Genomic DNA, 13,652 nt, shown 5'->3' with positions numbered 1-13,652 from the left:
AAATGGAAGAGTGGGTCGGCTACAAATGGCATGAGTACATCACCCGCCAGGCTCTGGGCGAATTCCCCGAGCACGTCGTTTACCTGAAAGATGAAGCCCGCAGCCTGGGCATTCTGTTCCGCGCCTTCGGCGGCGATCCGGCGCTCAGTCTGGTAACTGCCGAACCCCGGCACTTTCGTCTGCGCCGCAAGTTTTTGCACAAACTCGCGGGCACACACCGCAAATTTGAACTGGCCTGGAGGGATGAACAGAATCTGCGTCTGCCAGAGAAAGTGGCAAAGTTCCCCTCAAAACAGCTGAACAGGGAACTGTACATCTGGCTGGCTGCACTGGCAGCCTTGCCCACCCCCGCGGACCGTGACTGGTTTACCGGCAATCAGGCACTGGTGCAGGATGTCATTGCCCGCTGGCCTGGCCTGGAACGCGTATACCAGCGCCTGGTCAAACAGGTTTTGCATTGGCGCCCTGAAGCCGAAAGTCTTTCTCCGGAGGAATCCCTGCGTGAACAGGCAATCCGGCAGGCACTGATTCACCCGGGCAGCGTTCCTGCCCTGCCCCCAGCGGGCAGTGATCCCTGGCCAGTTATCCTCTGGCTATACCCGGCTCTGGAACAGGGCAAAGCTGGCGGGAGGGTCACCGGCGATGACGAAACCCAGTCCAGCCCTGGCGGCCTGACCAAGAAAAACAAACGTAGACAAGCCGAACGAGTGGAAGCCTTCGATCGAGACCAGGGGCTGATGCTCTTTCGCCTGGAAAGCCTGTTTTCCTGGACCGATTTCATACCGGTTGACCGGGCCGGCGACGACACGGAAGAGGAAGACGCAGAAGCCGTTGCCGATGATATGGACATGATCTCTGTATCCAATGACCGCAGGGAAACCTCTTCCTCTATCAAGTTTGATCTCGACCTGCCCTCGGAAGAACATGACGACTTGCGACTTGGCCCGGGTATTCACCTCCCGGAGTGGGACTGGCGTAGCCAGAGTTATCGCGACGCCTTCTGCTGCCTGCAACCCATGCTGGCCCGGGATGCCGAACCAGCGGAACTCCCGGAAGCCCTGCGTCGGCCAGCCCAGCACCTGCAACGCCAGTTCAGTGCACTGAAGCCCCTCAAGCAATGGCAAAGGCGACAACTCGATGGTGACGAACTGGATCTGGACGCCTGCCTGGAGCGGGAAGTCCAGCATCGTCGCGGCCAGGGGGTGATCGACCAGAAGCTTTTCCGCCGTTGCCAGCAAAGCCAGCGCGACCTCGCCTGCCTGGTTCTCGCGGATGTGTCACTTTCGACTGAAACCTACATCAACAACCATCAAAGGGTGATCGATATTGCCCGTGACGGTCTGCAACTGCTCAGCGAAGCCCTGCAGGCAAGTCGAGACCCTTTCGCCCTGTTTGCGTTTTCATCAAGGCGACGTGACCACGTGCGTTTCCATCATCTAAAGAGCTTCGACGAGCCCTATAACAGCACCATACGAGGCCGCATTCAGGCTCTTGAGCCGGGTTTCTATACCCGTATGGGCGCTGCCATCCGCCAGGGCACCAAGCTGCTGCAGGCACGTCACGAGCACCAGAAAATCCTGTTGTTACTTACTGATGGCAAACCGAACGACCTGGACATCTACGAAGGCCGATACGGCGTCGAAGACACCCGCATGGCCGTCCAGGAAGCCCAAAAGGCGGGCATTACACCGTTCTGCGTAACCATTGATGACGAGGCCAGCGAGTACCTGCCCTACGTGTTCGGAAGCAGTAATTACGTGGTGATCCGTGACCCGGCACAGTTGCCGTTGCAGCTCCCCAAACTCTACCTGAACCTGACTCACTGATATGACAGAGATGACCGACTTGGCTCCTGAGCCCGAAACAGAATCCGATTCGCGCCAACTGCCTGGCGATGTCGCCGTATGGATCTTCATTTTCGCTGAACTGGCCGTGTTCGGCATTATGTTCATCGGTTTTGCCGTCGCACGCAGCCTCGACCCGGCTACCTTCCATGCCGGACGCGAAGCACTGCATCCCTTGATCGGCCTGCTGAATACCATTGCACTGATCACTGCCTCCTACCTGGTCGCAACCGCTGTTCATCAGCTCCGTAACAGACGCCGTGGCACGCAATGGCGGCTATGGCTTGCGATTGGGGTTTCCTGCATTTACACCCTGGGCAAACTGTATGAGTACGTAAATCTGTATAGCCAGGGCTACAACCTGGGTACAGATACCTTCTTCATGTTTTATTTCTTCCTGACGTTCTTTCACTTCATGCACGTTATTCTGGGCCAGGTCATCCTCATCGTGCTCGCGATTAAAGTCGGCAACGGTGACTACGATGGTTCGGATATGAATGGAATGGAGTCCGGCGCCTCATACTGGCACATGGTGGATTTGGTGTGGCTGGTGCTGTTTCCGATGATTTACGTTCTGGCCTAGGGAGGGCTGACGATGCTGATGATCTATTTTGCACTGATGATTTGTACGGCCCTGCCGGTCATCGCACTGGAGGTCGGAATCGGCCCCGAATTTCTGGCCTGGCTGGTTTTTGTATTGGTGGTTGTGAAAGCGGTTTTGCTAGTGGACCACTTTATGGAGATGAAGCATGCACCGCGCGGCTGGAGGTTGGCCGCCCAATTGTGGGCACCTGTGGTGGTGTTTGCCGTAGCGGGGTTTCATACACTTACCTGAAGTTATCGCGGGTTTCCATAAGAAAGATTGCCGGCCCTGTGCCGCCATTTCATAGCCCTTCGCACGCAAGTATCACCATGGACTAAGCAGATCCGCCCAGCACGTAGCCGGGCGGATGTTAGGTTCAAACGCCGCGCCGGCTTATGATTTATCCATATTGTCTTTCATGTCGTCGTGCATCATGCCGTCATCTTTCTTCATGTCATCGTGCATCATGCCGTCGTCTTTCTTCATGTCATCGTGCATCATGCCATCATCTTTCTTCATGTCGTCGTGCATCATGCCGTCGTCTTTCTTCATATCATCGTGCATCATGCCATCATCTTTCTTCATGTCGTCGTGCATCATGCCTTCGTCTTTCTTCATGTGGTCGTGCATCATGCCATCATCTTTCTTCATGTCGTCGGCATAAGCCAGGTTTACACCTACCCCGGCAGCAGTAATTACAACGGCAAGAAACATGCGAATCAGCGTCTTCATATCGTTCTCCCGGTATTTTTTATTAGCCAGAGGCGTTTGCCCCGAGCCCTGACACCCATCATGAACATACCGATTCGCAGAGGCTTAACGCAGCGCTAAAGAATTTATAACGAAAAGATCACGCTGGATCAGAGCCATTTAGCAGGGAACAAGGGTTTTTTATCAGACATAGCCTGAGCCAGAGAGACCATCCCCCAAAGCACAAAACCCGTGTGCAACGCAATTGCCCACACCAGAGCGAATGTCCCGAAGTAACCCACATCACTGAAGAATATCCAGCTCAAAGCAATGCCAGAACTGATCAGAACAAACCCAAGCAGAGACATGAACAGAGCGGCCCGGGTGTGAGCCCGGCGCAGTTCATTGGTTTCAGGGCTTTTAATGAACAGCCACAGCAAAACCACGAAACCGATAATCGGAATTGCCAGCAAGTTTAGCAAATACCAGATAATCGGTATAACCGCACCACTAGCGGTTTTCTTCTGGGCGCCCGAATACGGCATATACTACCTCCATTAATGAAATAACTGTTGCTTCGTCGTCTGACAATGGCTCAATCATGCCTGCGAGGCAGGCTGCCGCTGCGGGTAAACCGGCGCCTATCAAAAGGGCCGTGTGTATCAACAAACGGGTTGATGCTGCTTCTTCCAGGTCGTGATCTTTCAGGTTGCGCAAAGCGGTCGCAAGGCTTACAAGTTGCTGTGCGAGATCGCTGGTACAACCGGATTCTTCCACCACAATGGTTTGCTCCGCCGCTTCTGAGGGGTAGTCAAACCTCAGTGATACAAATCTTTGGCGGGTGCTAGGTTTCATGCCTTTGAGCAGGCTCTGGTATCCCGGGTTATAGGAAACGACCAGCATAAAACCGGGCGCTGCGGTGAGCAGTTCACCGGTGCGCTCAATCGGCAGCTCGCGGCGATCATCCGCCAATGGATGCAGCACTACCGTTGTATCCTTGCGTGCCTCTACTACTTCATCCAGATAACAAATGCCGCCTTCCCGTACAGCGCGAGTCAGCGGGCCGTCCTGCCAATAGGTGCCTTCCGGGCCAATCAGGTGTCGACCAACCAGGTCTGCAGCGGTCAGGTCGTCGTGGCAGGCTACGGTATAAACCGGTCGATTGAGTTTCTCGGCCATGTAGCGGACAAACCGGGTTTTACCGCAGCCGGTAGGCCCTTTGATCAGTACCGGCAGGCCGTTGTCGGCTGCCGCCTGGAACAGTTCTATTTCATTACCAACTGGCTGGTAAAAGGTCATTTGAGAAAGCCCCCGGTTACTGGCTTGAAGTTATAGACCGAGCACATGGGCCCGACTGGAAAAGAAAATGCCGCTGGGGTTTATCGCATCCAGTTCTGCAACCGGCTCAAGAGTGCGAGTGTTGTAAACCGTCACCCGGTTGCTGTCCCTGGACGACACCCAGACTTCCTCGCCCCTCGGGGTGAACTCCATGTGCAAAACCGCCTGGCCCGGCTCGAGCGTACGGATGATTTCGCGGGTCTGGGAATCAATTACCTGAACCACATCGTTTTTCGGATGCGCAAAGCTCACCCAGATTCGCCGGTTGTCGGGGCTGGCCATCACGAAAACCGGCTGACCCTGCACCGGAATTTTGTCTACCAGTGACCAGTCATTCATATCGGCCACCAGCACCTGATGGTGGCCTACGGCCGGCACGAACGCCCTTCCATCGGCAACCGTCCAGCCCTCAAGGTGAGGCATTTTGTATACAGGAAGCTGTTTTTCGCCCTTGCCGTAATTCGGCAGGATCTCGGTAACCCCGGCATCGGTATCCCAGAGGTCCAGCATCGAAAGACCGTCTTCGCCAAACAGGCCGGCGATGTAGTAACGCCCATCTGGAGTAATCATGGAATCGTAGGGTGCCTTACCGGCATCGAAGCGAGTTACTTCAGGCTTGTCGCCAGCAACACCGTCCGGCATATCCAGAATCCAGATCTCATTGGCATCAAACAGGCTAAACACGAATCTGTTTCCCGGTGCATCGACCAGGCCTACGGTTTTGGACTGCGCCGTTTCTCCGTTTTCCCGGATATAGGTAGCAGGAATATCAGCGACCAGTTCCAGCGTTGTGCTGTCAAAAACTTTTACCCCTCCCGGCTCGTAATTCGACACCGCGACGTAACGGCCGTCCTGAGAGATAGCTCCACCAATGCTGTTGCCAGACTGAATCACTCTCTCAACAACAGACTGTGTGAGCAGATCCACTTTGGTGAGGCCGCCATCGCGACCAAATACGAAGCCATAACGCGCATCCCGGGAGTACACAACGGAGGCATGAGACAGATCACCCAGCCCTTCAATACGACTGATCACACTGTGGCTGGTCGTGTTGATAACCAGCAAGGAACCTGTCGCACGCTCGATAATCAGGCCCAGGTCGCCGGTACCCATCAAGCCATCGCCAGAATCAGTTTCACCAAGAACCTGGCAACCACTCATTAGCGCAGCAATCAGCACCAGCATTAATAGTCGCTTCGCAGAACAGATAATCTGAACCATTCAGGGAGTCCTCCAGGCAAAAGGTCAGGGCAAGACCAGAGCGCCAGTTTTAAGTTGATGACTGATCCATTCAATTTCGGCGGGAGCCAGCAGGGGCTTCCACGGAGGCATTGCAGTACCCGGAATGCCCTCACGGATAATGGCTGCTATGGCCCCTTCGGGCAGGTGCCCAAGATTCTCGGGTCTCAGAGGCGGGCCAAGCCCTCCTTTAAGGGTCATTCCATGGCAGGAGCCACAGTCCTGCACCACAAAATTCTCGAGTTCGGCAAGGCTACGGGACTGATCCGGCTGTCCGCCGGCCAACAGTGCCGAGGGCAATAAAAACAGCATCAACCATACTGCTGTGGGACCAATCCTCCGCTTGACCTTACTCCGTGTGAAACCGTTCACAGCTCGTTTTCTCCCCTGGGCCTGTAGCGGATATTCCACATGGTGACGCCGCCCTTTAACGACATCTTTGATATTGGTTAAAAACACCCCCCGCCACAACAACTCTTTGGTTATACCCATGGTTGGGTACTCACTAGACAAATAACATACATCTGATTTTAATCAATGTTCATCAGGGTAAAGAAGAGAACCCTAACAACACTCTTAAACTCAAAGGAGAGAGCCTGATGAGAGCAACCAATCCATTCCTGAAACCACTGGCGCTTGCCGTGGCTGTCGCGTCGTTCGGCGCGATGAACGCCTATGCCGCTCCAAAGAACGCTGATCCGTCTGTAACCGCCTATGAAGGCACCGCCAGCCCCATTGATTCAAGTTCGGCACAGACAGTCCGAACACCCGGGGCCCCGGATCTGACTGACGCGGAATTTGAAACCGCAAAGCAGATCTACTTCGAACGCTGCGCTGGCTGCCACGGTGTTTTGCGTAAAGGCGCGACCGGTAAGCCTCTGACTCCGGATATCACCCAGGAGCGCGGAATTGATTACCTGAAAGCGTTCATCAGTTACGGCTCCCCCGCTGGCATGCCGAACTGGTTGACCTCTGGCGACTTCGACGAAGAAACCGTGGAGCTGATGGCCAAATATGTCATGCACGAGCCCCCCGTGCCGCCTGAATTCAGCCTGGCTGACATGAAGGACACCTGGGAAGTGATTATTCCGCCGGAAGACCGCCCAACCAAGCAAATGAACGATCTGAACCTGGAAAACATTTTCAGTGTCACCCTGCGTGACGCCGGTGAAATTGCGTTGATCGACGGCGATTCCAAAGAAGTCGTGAAAATCATTAAAACCGGCTATGCAGTGCACATCTCCCGGATGTCTGCTTCTGGCCGCTACGTAATGGTTATCGGCCGTGATGCCCTGATCAACATGGTCGACCTATGGATGGAAGAGCCGGAAACCGTCGCCAAGATCAAGGTGGGCATGGAAGCGCGCTCTGTTGAAACATCCAAGTACAAGGGCTGGGAAGACAAATACGCCATTGCAGGCACCTACTGGCCGCCTCAGTTCGTGATCATGGATGGCGACACTCTTGAGCCGAAGAAAATAGTAAGCACCCGCGGCATGACCGTCAGCAAACAGGAATATCACCCTGAGCCGCGAGTGGCTGCCATTGTGGCCTCACACGCTCACCCGGAATTCATCGTCAACGTAAAAGAGACCGGCAAGATCCTGCTGGCTAACTACGAAGACCTGGACAACATGAACATCGCCTACATTGATGCAGCAGAATATCTGCACGATGGCGGTTGGGACGCCAGCATGCGTTACTTCATGACGGCAGCCAACAACTCCAACAAGATTGCGGTTGTTGATGCCAAGGATCGTAACCTCGAGGCTCTTGTCGATGTTGGCCAAACTCCGCATCCAGGTCGTGGCGCCAACTTTATAGACCCCGAGCACGGTCCAGTCTGGGCAACCTCTCACCTGGGCGATCCAACCATCCAGATGATCGGTACCGACCCTGAAGGGCACCCCGACAAGGCCTGGAAAGTGGTACGCACCGTGAATGGCCAGGGTGGCGGCTCACTGTTCGTGAAGACCCATCCCAAGTCCACCAACCTGTGGGTAGATACCGCTCTTAACCCGGCTGAATCCGTGAGCCAGAGCATCGCTGTATTTGACATCAATAACTTTGATGCCGGCTACGAAGCGCTCCCGATTGCCGAGTGGGCCGACCTTGGTGAAGGTCCCAAACGTGTTGTGCAGCCTGAATACAACAGGGCGGGCGACGAAGTCTGGTTCTCTGTCTGGAACACACAGGACAAGAACTCCGCCATTGTCGTAGTCGATGACAAGACACGTGAGCTGAAGAAGGTGATCAAGGGCGAATACATGGTTACCCCGACCGGTAAGTTCAACACTTACAACACCCAGCACGACGTGTATTGATCCCGGCCCGGCCCGAAGGAGTAACGTGATGACACTGGATGCGGCAGACAGACAATTGATTGACAGTTACCAGCGTAACCTGCCGGTCTGTGAACGCCCCTACGAAGAAATAGCCCGAAGCCTGGGCCTGACGGAAGCAGAGGTGATTCACAGGTTGTCTGCCCTTCAGGAGAAACAGGTACTCAGCCGGGTCGGACCCGTGTTTGAACACAGCCAGGCAGGCGCAAGCCTGCTGGCTGCCGTGGCGGCGCCGGAAGCGCAAATGGATCTGGTCGCCGCCCGTATCAACCGTGCTCCGGGGGTGAATCACAATTACGCCCGAGAGCACACCTACAATCTCTGGTTTGTCATGACGGCCCCGGATCACGAACTTCTGGATGAGCACCTTGACGAACTGGAACATGAGCTTAGATTGCCCATGCTTCGCCTACCCATGGTTGAGGGCTATCACATTGACTTGGGCTTCGATATCGACTGGGAGGCCTTGTCATGAGCCAACCCTTTTCGGCCGACTATCTGCCCCGGGATTCTGCGACTTCACGTTCAACTGAAGTAAGTGCCTGGGGGCTGTTAAGGCTCAGGAAGCAACTTGAGCAGGGGCTCCCTCTGACGCCTCGCCCGTTTCAGACTCTTGCCGAGCGTACGGGCCTGTCCGAACAGGAAGTCATGGACGCCATCACGCAATGGCAGAGCGACGGCCTGATCAAGCGTTTTGGCCTGGTGGTGAAACACCGCACACTGGGCTACAACGCCAACGCCATGGTGGTCTGGAATATCCCCGATGAGCAGGTACAAGCTCTCGGCAAAGCCATGGCCGCTGTGCCATTTATCACACTTTGCTATCAACGCCCGAGGCGTCTCCCGGACTGGCCTTATAACCTGTTCTGCATGATTCACGGCACTAACCGCGAGCGCGTGCTGGCACAGCTGGCCTGTCTGATTGACGACCAGAATCTGCAGCATATTCAACACGCCGTACTGTTCAGTAATAAAGCCTACCGTCAACGCGGAGGGCGCTATGTCAGCCACGACTGAATCCCGCCGCCAGGCCCCGATTGCAGACCTGAGCCAGGTTGAGAAGGTTCTTATCAACCGTTTGCAGCACGGTTTGCCGCTGGTACGCCACCCTTTTGCGGCCGTGGCAGAGGAACTCAGCCTCAGTGAGAAACAGGTGCTGGACACGGTTAGAAAACTGCTCGCTGAAGGCGTGCTCACCCGCTTTGGCCCTATGTTCCATGCCGGTGAAATGGGCGGCGCACTGACACTGGCAGCCATGCGCATTCCAGAAGCGGATTTTGAGCGGGTTACCGAACAGGTAAACAGCTTTGACGAAGTCGCCCACAACTACCGCCGCGAGCACGACCTGAATATGTGGTTTGTTCTGGCAACCGAAACCCGGGGCGCCATTGAAAACACCATCAGCGCCATTGAAAACACCACCGGCTACCCGGTTTACAACATGCCAAAGGAGCAGGAGTTCCATGTCCACCTCCACTTCCCTGTCTGACACAGAGACACAAAACGGCTTCGTAATGACAGAACGCGACCGCGAACTGATTCTTGCCACCCAGGCAGGCCTGCCACTGGTTTCCGACCCCTGGGCCGAACTGGGCAAAAAGCTGAACATGGACGCCGACGAGGTACTTTCCCGCTTCCAGGCCCTGCAAGACGCCGGCGTGATACGCCGGGTCGCAGCCGTGCCCGATCACTACCGCCTGGGTTATCGCTACAACGGGATGACCGTGTGGGACATTGTCGACGATCGCGTCGCGGAACTGGGCGCCGCCATTGGTGAACTGCCTTTCGTGAGCCACTGCTATCGCCGGCCACGACACCTGCCCTATTGGTCTTTCAATCTGTTTGCCATGGTACACGGCACCACCCGGGAAGAAGTAGAAGACAAAGCCGCACAGATTCGTGCGGTGCTGGGCGACGCCTGCCGGCAAAACACCATTCTTTACAGCTCGGCCATTCTCAAGAAAACCGGCCTGCGGCTGCGAAAATAACGCAAGGGGAAGCACCATGTTCAGAATGACCCGCTACATAAAAAGCCTGATGAATCCGGCGCCGGTGAGAGCCATCCCCAAGCCCTCCGGCCCGGTGGTGATCTGGAACCTGATACGTCGCTGCAACCTCACCTGCAAACACTGTTATTCGATTTCTGCGGATATCGATTTCAAGGGTGAGCTGAGTACCGATGAAGTCTATACCGTGATGGACGACCTCAAAGCTTACGGCGTGCCAGTGCTGATCCTTTCGGGCGGCGAACCGCTGATGCGCCCGGATATTTTCGATATATCACGCCGCGCCAAAGACATGGGCTTCTACGTGGGCCTGTCCAGCAACGGCACTCTGATTACCGAGGACAACATCCAGCAAATTGCAGACGCCGGCTACGATTACGTTGGCATAAGCATTGACGGCCTGGAAGAAACCCACGACGAATTCCGCCAGAAAAAAGGTGCCTTCGCGGCCTCCATGAAAGCGGTAAAACTGTGCAAGGATGCCGGCATAAAAGTAGGTCTGCGTTTTACCCTCACACAGGACAACGCAGTTCAATTACCGGATATGCTCAAGCTGCTGGACGAGCATGACATTGACAAGTTCTACCTTTCACACCTGAACTACTCCGGCCGCGGCGGTCGCAATCGCAAGCGCGATGCCTGGTATGACATGACCCGTGATGCCATGAACCTGCTGTTCAACCACTGCCACGAAGAGCTGAAACGCGGTGTCGAGCGCGAATACGTGACTGGCAATAACGACGCCGACGGGCCTTTTCTGCTGCAGTGGGCAGCAGAACATTACCCGGATCAAGTGCCGGCCCTGGAGCAACGGCTGCTTAACTGGGGTGGCAACTCCTCTGGCCAGAAAGTCTCAAACATCGACAATCTGGGCGTCGTCCATCCTGATACCTTCTGGTGGGATTACAACCTGGGCAACGTGCGTGAGAAGCCCTTTTCGCGAATCTGGTCAGAAGCCAATGATGAACTGATGCAAGGCTTCCGGCAGAAACCACGGCCCGTAAAAGGCCGCTGTGCCCAGTGCCAATATCTGGCGATCTGCAACGGCAACACCCGGGTACGCGCCTACAATGTTTCCGGTGATTTCTGGGAAGAAGACCCCGGCTGTTACCTCACCAACGAGGAGATTGGCGTTCTCGAAATGCCCAGGCGTGTTGCCGCACCGGTAGTCGAAATTCCAGTCAACAATCTGTAAGGAACGCAGCATGACAAGCAGCCAGAGAAAGAAGTGCCTGGTGGAATTCCAGTTGGCGGAACAACCCTTGCGCGCCGGTGAAGTCGCCATTGTAGGCGCCGGCCCAGGCGATCCCGGTTTGCTTACACTCAGAGCCCTGATGCTGATCCAACAGGCAGACGCCATCGTTTACGACCGGTTGGTATCACCACAGATCATGGAGCTGGTGAACCCCAGCGCAGAGCGAATCCACGTAGGCAAGGCCAGCGGATGCCATTACGTAGCTCAGGAAGACACCAATGAACTTCTGGTTCAGTTAGCGGTAAAGCAGCGCCGAGTCGTGCGATTGAAGGGCGGCGACCCATACATTTTTGGTCGCGGTGGTGAAGAGGCCGAATTCCTGGTTGAAAATGATATCGACTTTCTCGTAGTGCCCGGCATTACCTCTGCCGCTGGCTGCGCCTCCTACTGCGGCATTCCGCTTACGCATCGGGATTACGCCCAAAGCGTAACCTTCGTAACCGGACACCGGAAAGCCGATCACGCTCTGGACCTCAACTGGAAAGTACTGGCAGCCCCGGGTCAGACCTGCGTGTTTTACATGGGCCTGCACAATGCACCCGCCATTGTGCGGGAGTTGATGGCACACGGTCGTTCCGGCGAATGCCCGGTGGCACTGGTAGAACGTGGTACGACCCCGCAACAACACATGGCCGTTACAACTCTGAAAAACCTGGAAGAAACCATCCATATGGAAGGTTTCCAGCCACCTACCCTGATCATTGTAGGCGAAGTAGTACAGCTGGCAGACAAGCTGGCGCAGCCGGCACAGGCAGGCTGGAACAGTGCATTAATAGGACCGGCTGCTGCCGCGGCGACGCGGCGGCCCGCATGAACGAAACAGGCTTAAATACATTACCAATGCTCCAAGCTGGAAAGTCGATGCAACAGACCCTGAAAACCCTGATGCTGACCGCAGGCCTGCTGGCCTCACCCCTGATTGCAGCCAACACCGATGCACAGACCCAAGCCCTGTATCAACAGCACTGCGCAAGCTGTCACGGCAGCGACAGGCTCGGCGGTATGGGCCCGGCCTTGCTGCCAGACAACCTCTCGCGACTGAAAAAAGATCAGGCTGAAGACGCCATCCGCAACGGCCGACCCGCAACCCAGATGCTCGGCTTTGCCGACACACTGGATGCCGAATCCATAACCGCCCTGGCTGAATATATATACCAGCCACCGGCACAAGAGCCCGTCTGGGGCAAAAGCGAAATTACCGACAGCCATCTGCTACCGCACCCGGCAGGCTCACTGCCTGACAAGCCTGCTTATGACGCGGACATGATGAACCTGTTTCTGGTGGTGGAAATCGGCGACCACCACGTTACCCTGCTTGACGGCGACAGCATGGAGCCTATTCACCGGTTTGCCAGCCGTTACGCCCTGCACGGCGGCCCCAAATACAGCCCTGACGGACGCTACGTTTATTTCGGTTCACGGGATGGCTGGATTACCAAATACGACCTCTACAACCTGAAGGTCGTTGCCGAAATCCGCGCCGGCATCAACATGCGCAACATCGCTGTCTCCGCTGATGGCGAACACGTAATGGCAGCCAACTACCTGCCACACACTCTTGTGCTTTTCGACGCGAAAGATCTGAACCTGCTGGAAATCATCCCCGTTGAAAACGGTGCCGAAGAAAGCTCACGGGTAAGCGCCGTTTACACTGCTCCACCCCGGAATAGCTTCATCGCCGCATTGAAAGACATTCCCGAAGCCTGGGAAATTACCGTTGAAAACGATAAAGCCAAAGTACGCAGAATGCAGACCGACACCTGGCTTGACGACTTCTTCTTCGACCCCGGCTACCAACACCTCATTGGCGCGGCCCGTGATGGTAAACACGGGTTAGTGATCAATATGGACACAGGAAAAACCACCGCTGATTTGCCCCTGCCCGGCATGCCGCACCTGGGTTCAGGCATCACCTGGGACTACCAGGGCACACGGGTGATGGCTACTCCGCACTTCCGCACTGGTGCCGTTTCCATCATCGACATGGACACCTGGGAGGTCATTAAAACTCTCGAAACCGCTGGTCCCGGATTCTTCATGCGCAGCCATGAAAATTCCCGCTATGCCTGGGTAGACGTATTCTTCGGCCCCAATAAAGACAAAGTCCATGTAATCGACAAAAAAACCCTGGAGATCGTAAAGACCCTTCAACCAGCCCCCGGGAAAGTAGCCGCCCATGTCGAATTCGACCGCTACGGCAAAAAACTGCTGCTAAGTATCTGGGACGAAGAAGGCGCGGTAATTGTTTACGACGCAGACACTCTGAAGGAAGAAAAACGAATCCCGATGAATAAGCCATCGGGCAAGTACAACGTGTGGAACAAGATCAACTACGAAGAAGGAACCAGCCACTGA

The 13,652-nt window shown here is 55.4% G+C and carries 15 protein-coding genes and 1 pseudogene; 11 read left to right on the top strand and 5 right to left on the bottom strand.

Annotated features, from left to right (window positions below; translation table 11 throughout):
* The first annotated feature begins 2 nt into the window (after positions 1-2).
* The 3 genes from Q4606_RS03215 to Q4606_RS03205 are packed head-to-tail and all read left to right on the top strand — an operon-like array spanning position 3 to position 2,679.
* Positions 3-1,826, top strand: a complete 1,824-nt coding sequence (locus Q4606_RS03215) for a nitric oxide reductase activation protein NorD (protein ID WP_303596634.1) — start codon at positions 3-5, stop codon at positions 1,824-1,826.
* 1 nt (position 1,827) lies between these two features.
* Positions 1,828-2,427: a cytochrome c oxidase subunit 3 gene (locus Q4606_RS03210; protein ID WP_303606632.1), complete on the top strand. Its 600-nt coding sequence runs from the start codon at positions 1,828-1,830 to the stop codon at positions 2,425-2,427.
* A gap of 12 nt (positions 2,428-2,439) precedes the next feature.
* Positions 2,440-2,679, top strand: coding sequence for a cytochrome C oxidase subunit IV family protein (locus Q4606_RS03205; protein WP_303606631.1), 240 nt, complete (start codon positions 2,440-2,442; stop codon positions 2,677-2,679).
* A gap of 141 nt (positions 2,680-2,820) precedes the next feature.
* On the opposite strand, the gene Q4606_RS03200 is transcribed toward Q4606_RS03205, so the two are convergent.
* The 5 genes from Q4606_RS03200 to Q4606_RS03180 all read right to left on the bottom strand — a co-directional run bounded on the left by Q4606_RS03200 (position 2,821) and on the right by Q4606_RS03180 (position 6,006).
* The gene (locus tag Q4606_RS03200; RefSeq protein ID WP_303596637.1) at positions 2,821-3,159 is read right to left on the bottom strand and encodes a hypothetical protein; all 339 of its coding nucleotides are present in this window, start codon (positions 3,157-3,159) and stop codon (positions 2,821-2,823) included.
* A gap of 128 nt (positions 3,160-3,287) precedes the next feature.
* Complete coding sequence (locus Q4606_RS03195; protein ID WP_303596638.1) at positions 3,288-3,662, bottom strand: hypothetical protein; 375 nt, start codon at positions 3,660-3,662, stop codon at positions 3,288-3,290.
* Positions 3,628-4,416 carry a CbbQ/NirQ/NorQ/GpvN family protein gene (locus Q4606_RS03190; protein ID WP_303596639.1) on the bottom strand — a complete coding sequence of 263 codons (789 nt, stop codon included), beginning with the start codon at positions 4,414-4,416 and terminating at the stop codon, positions 3,628-3,630. The genes Q4606_RS03195 and Q4606_RS03190 overlap by 35 nt, the downstream gene beginning before the upstream one ends.
* Positions 4,417-4,446: 30 nt before the next feature.
* Positions 4,447-5,616, bottom strand: a complete 1,170-nt coding sequence (locus Q4606_RS03185) for a cytochrome D1 domain-containing protein (protein ID WP_303607002.1) — start codon at positions 5,614-5,616, stop codon at positions 4,447-4,449.
* 84 nt (positions 5,617-5,700) lie between these two features.
* Positions 5,701-6,006 carry a cytochrome c gene (locus tag Q4606_RS03180; protein WP_303596640.1) on the bottom strand — a complete coding sequence of 102 codons (306 nt, stop codon included), beginning with the start codon at positions 6,004-6,006 and terminating at the stop codon, positions 5,701-5,703.
* 353 nt (positions 6,007-6,359) lie between these two features.
* Between Q4606_RS03180 and Q4606_RS03175 the strand changes: the two genes are divergently transcribed.
* The 8 genes and pseudogenes from Q4606_RS03175 to Q4606_RS03140 all read left to right on the top strand — a co-directional run bounded on the left by Q4606_RS03175 (position 6,360) and on the right by Q4606_RS03140 (position 13,652).
* Positions 6,360-8,018 (top strand): nitrite reductase, encoded by a 1,659-nt coding sequence (locus Q4606_RS03175; RefSeq protein WP_303596836.1) that lies wholly within the window; start codon positions 6,360-6,362, stop codon positions 8,016-8,018.
* A 28-nt stretch (positions 8,019-8,046) separates the two neighbouring features.
* Entirely contained in the window at positions 8,047-8,511 is a 465-nt protein-coding gene (locus Q4606_RS03170; RefSeq protein WP_303596641.1) for an AsnC family transcriptional regulator, read from the top strand.
* Positions 8,508-9,053, top strand: coding sequence for an AsnC family protein (locus Q4606_RS03165; protein WP_303596642.1), 546 nt, complete (start codon positions 8,508-8,510; stop codon positions 9,051-9,053). Before Q4606_RS03170 ends, Q4606_RS03165 begins: the two co-directional genes overlap by 4 nt.
* A 28-nt stretch (positions 9,054-9,081) precedes the next feature.
* The gene (locus Q4606_RS03160; RefSeq protein ID WP_303607001.1) at positions 9,082-9,525 is read left to right on the top strand and encodes an Lrp/AsnC family transcriptional regulator; all 444 of its coding nucleotides are present in this window, start codon (positions 9,082-9,084) and stop codon (positions 9,523-9,525) included.
* A gap of 25 nt (positions 9,526-9,550) precedes the next feature.
* Positions 9,551-10,024, top strand: a complete 474-nt coding sequence (locus Q4606_RS03155) for an Lrp/AsnC family transcriptional regulator (protein ID WP_303596838.1) — start codon at positions 9,551-9,553, stop codon at positions 10,022-10,024.
* A gap of 16 nt (positions 10,025-10,040) precedes the next feature.
* Positions 10,041-11,237: a heme d1 biosynthesis radical SAM protein NirJ gene (gene nirJ, locus Q4606_RS03150; RefSeq protein ID WP_303606630.1), complete on the top strand. Its 1,197-nt coding sequence runs from the start codon at positions 10,041-10,043 to the stop codon at positions 11,235-11,237.
* A gap of 76 nt (positions 11,238-11,313) precedes the next feature.
* Positions 11,314-12,111 (top strand): annotated as a pseudogene (gene cobA / locus Q4606_RS03145) (uroporphyrinogen-III C-methyltransferase); the annotation flags it as partial.
* A 47-nt stretch (positions 12,112-12,158) separates the two neighbouring features.
* The gene (locus Q4606_RS03140; RefSeq protein ID WP_303606629.1) at positions 12,159-13,652 is read left to right on the top strand and encodes a nitrite reductase; all 1,494 of its coding nucleotides are present in this window, start codon (positions 12,159-12,161) and stop codon (positions 13,650-13,652) included.

Origin of the sequence: Marinobacter sp. 1_MG-2023 (genome assembly GCF_030549045.1) — a bacterium.
Taxonomy (GTDB): domain Bacteria; phylum Pseudomonadota; class Gammaproteobacteria; order Pseudomonadales; family Oleiphilaceae; genus Marinobacter.
The sequence above is the reverse complement of the archived record's forward strand: the minus strand, read 5'-3'. Positions and strand labels throughout refer to the sequence as shown.

Bases quoted from the DNA above. Each gene is read 5' to 3' on its own strand.
- Q4606_RS03180 (WP_303596640.1), bottom strand. From the start codon at position 6,006: ATGCTGTTTTTATTGCCCTCGGCACTGTTGGCCGGCGGACAGCCGGAT.
- Q4606_RS03195 (WP_303596638.1), bottom strand. From the start codon at position 3,662: ATGCCGTATTCGGGCGCCCAGAAGAAAACCGCTAGTGGTGCGGTTATA.
- Q4606_RS03165 (WP_303596642.1), top strand. From the start codon at position 8,508: ATGAGCCAACCCTTTTCGGCCGACTATCTGCCCCGGGATTCTGCGACT.
- Q4606_RS03190 (WP_303596639.1), bottom strand. From the start codon at position 4,416: ATGACCTTTTACCAGCCAGTTGGTAATGAAATAGAACTGTTCCAGGCG.
- Q4606_RS03185 (WP_303607002.1), bottom strand. From the start codon at position 5,616: ATGAGTGGTTGCCAGGTTCTTGGTGAAACTGATTCTGGCGATGGCTTG.
- Q4606_RS03175 (WP_303596836.1), top strand. From the start codon at position 6,360: ATGAACGCCTATGCCGCTCCAAAGAACGCTGATCCGTCTGTAACCGCC.
- nirJ (WP_303606630.1), top strand. From the start codon at position 10,041: ATGTTCAGAATGACCCGCTACATAAAAAGCCTGATGAATCCGGCGCCG.
- Q4606_RS03140 (WP_303606629.1), top strand. From the start codon at position 12,159: ATGCAACAGACCCTGAAAACCCTGATGCTGACCGCAGGCCTGCTGGCC.
- Q4606_RS03155 (WP_303596838.1), top strand. From the start codon at position 9,551: ATGACAGAACGCGACCGCGAACTGATTCTTGCCACCCAGGCAGGCCTG.
- Q4606_RS03210 (WP_303606632.1), top strand. From the start codon at position 1,828: ATGACAGAGATGACCGACTTGGCTCCTGAGCCCGAAACAGAATCCGAT.
- Q4606_RS03170 (WP_303596641.1), top strand. From the start codon at position 8,047: ATGACACTGGATGCGGCAGACAGACAATTGATTGACAGTTACCAGCGT.
- Q4606_RS03215 (WP_303596634.1), top strand. From the start codon at position 3: ATGGAAGAGTGGGTCGGCTACAAATGGCATGAGTACATCACCCGCCAG.
- Q4606_RS03200 (WP_303596637.1), bottom strand. From the start codon at position 3,159: ATGAAGACGCTGATTCGCATGTTTCTTGCCGTTGTAATTACTGCTGCC.
- Q4606_RS03205 (WP_303606631.1), top strand. From the start codon at position 2,440: ATGCTGATGATCTATTTTGCACTGATGATTTGTACGGCCCTGCCGGTC.